General features: G+C 62.9%; 4 protein-coding genes and 1 tRNA gene. 2 read left to right on the top strand and 3 right to left on the bottom strand.

The annotated features are described in order from the left end of the window. The first annotated feature begins 48 nt into the window (after nucleotides 1–48). Both CRO07_RS18135 and CRO07_RS18140 read left to right on the top strand, forming a co-directional pair. Nucleotides 49–125: transfer RNA gene (locus CRO07_RS18135), tRNA-Met, on the top strand. 351 nt (nucleotides 126–476) lie between these two features. Continuing rightward, a complete protein-coding gene (locus CRO07_RS18140) occupies nucleotides 477–1493 on the top strand; it encodes a hypothetical protein (protein ID WP_176504635.1) in 1017 nt (338 codons plus the stop codon). A 24-nt stretch (nucleotides 1494–1517) separates the two neighbouring features. On the opposite strand, the gene CRO07_RS18145 is transcribed toward CRO07_RS18140, so the two are convergent. The 3 genes from CRO07_RS18145 to CRO07_RS18155 form a co-directional block, all read right to left on the bottom strand. Next, a complete protein-coding gene (locus tag CRO07_RS18145) occupies nucleotides 1518–1862 on the bottom strand; it encodes a DUF2190 family protein (protein WP_097032013.1) in 345 nt (114 codons plus the stop codon). 1 nt (nucleotide 1863) lies between these two features. Then, a complete protein-coding gene (locus tag CRO07_RS18150) occupies nucleotides 1864–2073 on the bottom strand; it encodes a phage head-tail joining protein (RefSeq protein ID WP_097032014.1) in 210 nt (69 codons plus the stop codon). Then, nucleotides 2073–3191, bottom strand: a 1119-nt coding sequence (locus CRO07_RS18155) for a phage major capsid protein (RefSeq protein ID WP_235841108.1), incomplete at its 5' end; no start/stop codon positions are given. The genes CRO07_RS18150 and CRO07_RS18155, both read right to left, overlap by 1 nt.

The following is a 3191-nucleotide window of genomic DNA, read 5'->3' on the forward strand; positions in this document are numbered from 1 at the left end:
CGATACCTCTCAAAAACGTACAAAACAAAACAACCAAACATAAATCAACGCGGGGTGGAGCAGCCCGGTAGCTCGTCAGGCTCATAACCTGAAGGCCGTAGGTTCAAATCCTACCCCCGCAACCAAATCTCTCAAAGAATACAGCGTTTTGAGAGCCTCCCACTCGGGAGGCCTTTTGCGTTCGAAGGCCGTGTCAACACTGTGTCAACAGAACCCCGACGCCGCGTGTCAACGAATGGCGCCGAGTCGCGCCGCACTCTCCGCTTGATCGAGCCGCGCCCGCGAGCCTGATGGTCCCCGACAACACGGCGGGAGACCACCCCATGCCCAAGAGCAACGACGCCGCGCTCGCCGTCCTTGCGCCATCAGGTCCGGCTGGATACCAAGAAATTGTCCGCGAGTTCCCGTTCTGATCAAAGGCGAAGCGGGCTTCAAGCCAAGTTCTCGTGCTGACGTGTGGAGTTACGAAGTCGATGTTGAGACTGGTCGAGGACACTGAGGAGAAGGTGCGCGCGCAGGCTCGCCTTGAGCGCGAAGTAAGCGACGCGCTCGAAAACCAAGGATCGCGGAACATCGGTTTCCGTGGTGGAAACGTCGATCACACGGTCTATGCGTCAGGGGAAGGATCACTCTGGGTCGCGTTTGGTGGAATTGTGGAAGACTCGGCGTTTCCACGATTCTGGAATGCTTTTGGCGTCTATCGTGCGGATCGCCCGATGCAGGAGATCACGGTTGAGATCAACATTCCGACCGACACCAACAGCGCCAAGGTGGCGGGATTTCTCGCGAAGGATTCCGACACCGGCGATATTTTCCTGATGCATAGCGGCAAAGTCGGTGGTGGACGCCCCGGAATTGGGAAATCAGCATTCCTCGTATGGTCCAAGGCGAAGCTTGTGGAAGTTTTCACGTCAGAGGGTAACATTCGTAACGGTATCGCAGTCGCGCGACTTGGTGACGAGGATCTTGTTGAGCGATTGTGGGCTTTTGTAACGACCGTACACGACTTCAAGGAGACGGCCGCCACAGGTGAATTGGATACGCCAGACTTCAAGCGGCGGATCGAGGAGTTTGATCGATACAGTAAAGAGTTCTCAGGTAGGAAAAGGGGTACGCGCAATGGCGAGTTCGAGTATGTGACGTACCACGGCGATATTGTTCATGCGATCCAGGTAGAAAGAACTGCACATGCCGCGCCTGGCGAGGAGGTCTTCAACTCTCCCTTGATTGACCTCTACGTCAAGAAGGGAGGGGCAGTTTCAGAAATCTACGAGGTAAAGACCGGTGTTGGTCGGCAGGTGCTCTATACCGCCATAGGGCAGCTGGTAACGCATGCAGCAGCCGTTGGCGGCAATGTGGCCCAATATCTCGTTGTTCCTGCCAACGAGCCCATCGCCGAGGATTTGGCGCGAGCCATGGCGAAGCTCCGGATAGAGGTTCGTCGGTTTCAACTAGTTGGCAATGGCCGCAGGAAGACGGTGAAGCTGATTTGACCGGTCTCTTGGGTTTGATCATCCTTACGCCGCCGCCGTTGCCACCCCATCCAGCCGCACCGCGACGCTGGTGACGCCGTTTCCGGCGGCCTCAACCGCCACGCCGATGGGGAACCGCCCCGCGGCCGGGGTGGAGACTTCCTTCGCGGTGTTGTCCCAGGCGACGCACGCGCCGACCGTCAGCACGGCGGCGCTGGCCTTCGGCAACTGGAACACGCCGGTCGTGGAGAGCTCGACCGGGTCGCCCTCGGCCGAGGAATACGCGGCGATGCCGAAGATGTTGCCGACGATCAGTGCGTCGCCCGAGGCGATGCCGCCCGTGGGCGTGGTGACGCGGACGATGTGGCCGTTCTGGAGGTAGTTCTTCATCTCAGAGCCCTTTCGAGGATTGGATGCGGACGACTGAGATGCGCTCGGTCGCCCCTGCGATCTGCCGGTTGAGGTCCGCGAGCGCGGCGGCCATCTCGCCATCGCTCGCGTAGGTGATGCGCTTGCCGTCGTATTCGACGGTGCGGACGCTCCGGTAGCGCGCGGCCATCAGGGCGTCGCGCCAGGCGGTGAGCTGGGCAAGGTCGGCCATCACGCGCCCGCATTCATGAACCAGCCGCGGTGGTCGATGAACCCGGCCCCGAAATCGAGGATTACCCGGATCTCCACGCCGTCCACGTCCCAGCCCGAGCGGCTTTCGACCTGCGGGCCCTCCGCGCCAGAGAGGTACGCGAACTCCAGCCCGTCGATCTCGCCGGGATCGGCGGTGACATACCAGCGGGTCGCGCTCGACAGGCGCGGCTCGACCACCAGCGAGAGCGAGCCGGAGAAGGGATTCACGTCGGCCGCCGTCGCGGGTGCGATGCTGGCCAGCCACTTCTCGGCCGTGGTCTCCAGCGCGGGCGGGACCAGCAGGTTGCGCGGCGTCACACGGATCGTGCGATCCTCGATGCCCTTCTGGGTGCGCAGCGCCAGCCGGGCGGCCGAGAGCGTCGCGTCGGAGATCACAGCCCCGGTGCCCGCCTTGTTGCCGTGATCGGCGTGGAACAGCGTCTTGCCGTCCGACATCGTGGGCCCGTTCCCGCTGCCCGCCTCGAGGAGGGTGACGAGGATCCGTGCTTCGGTCTCGGCCGCGGCCTGTCCCATGCGGCGGGCGAGGTCCGCGAAGGCGCCGAGGTCGTCGTTGACCAGCACCTGACGGGTGATGCCGATCTTCCGCGCCCAAGTCTCGACCTTGTAGGCCTCGCGCGCCTCGGCCATGGTCCCGGCCTTGATCTCGCCATGCTCGTTCAGCTTCTCAAGCAGCGGCGCCTCGCCCAGCATGATCTTGTTCACGGCGCGGAAGTCGCGAGCTGTAGTCTGGCGGCCCAGGCGGCGGATACCCGAGGGTGCGGCCTGGTAGGCATCGCGCAGCACACGGCCCACCGTGTCCCCGAGGATGATCGGGAAGTCGGAGGTGGTGTGCAGCGCGCGGGTCACGAGGCTCGCGGGCGACAGCGCCATGGTGGACTCGCCGCGGAGCGTCAGCAGTTCCTTCGCCATGTCGACGGGCGTGGCATAAGCATAGCGGCGGGCGGGCTCTGAGAGCTCGTGGCGCGGGTTGATCCGGGCGTAGGTAAGCGTCGCCTGAACCCCACCTTCCTGGCTTGGTCGTAATCGGCTGATTGGAGCCTGATGTTGATCAGGACGGAGTTTCTCCATGGAGGCTGG

It is taken from the genome of Cereibacter ovatus (assembly GCF_900207575.1).
Taxonomy (GTDB): Bacteria; Pseudomonadota; Alphaproteobacteria; order Rhodobacterales; family Rhodobacteraceae; genus Cereibacter_A; species Cereibacter_A ovatus.

Coding starts and splice junctions, on each gene's coding strand:
- CRO07_RS18145 (WP_097032013.1), bottom strand. CDS start 1,862: ATGAAGAACTACCTCCAGAACGGCCACATCGTCCGCGTCACCACGCCC.
- CRO07_RS18150 (WP_097032014.1), bottom strand. CDS start 2,073: ATGGCCGACCTTGCCCAGCTCACCGCCTGGCGCGACGCCCTGATGGCC.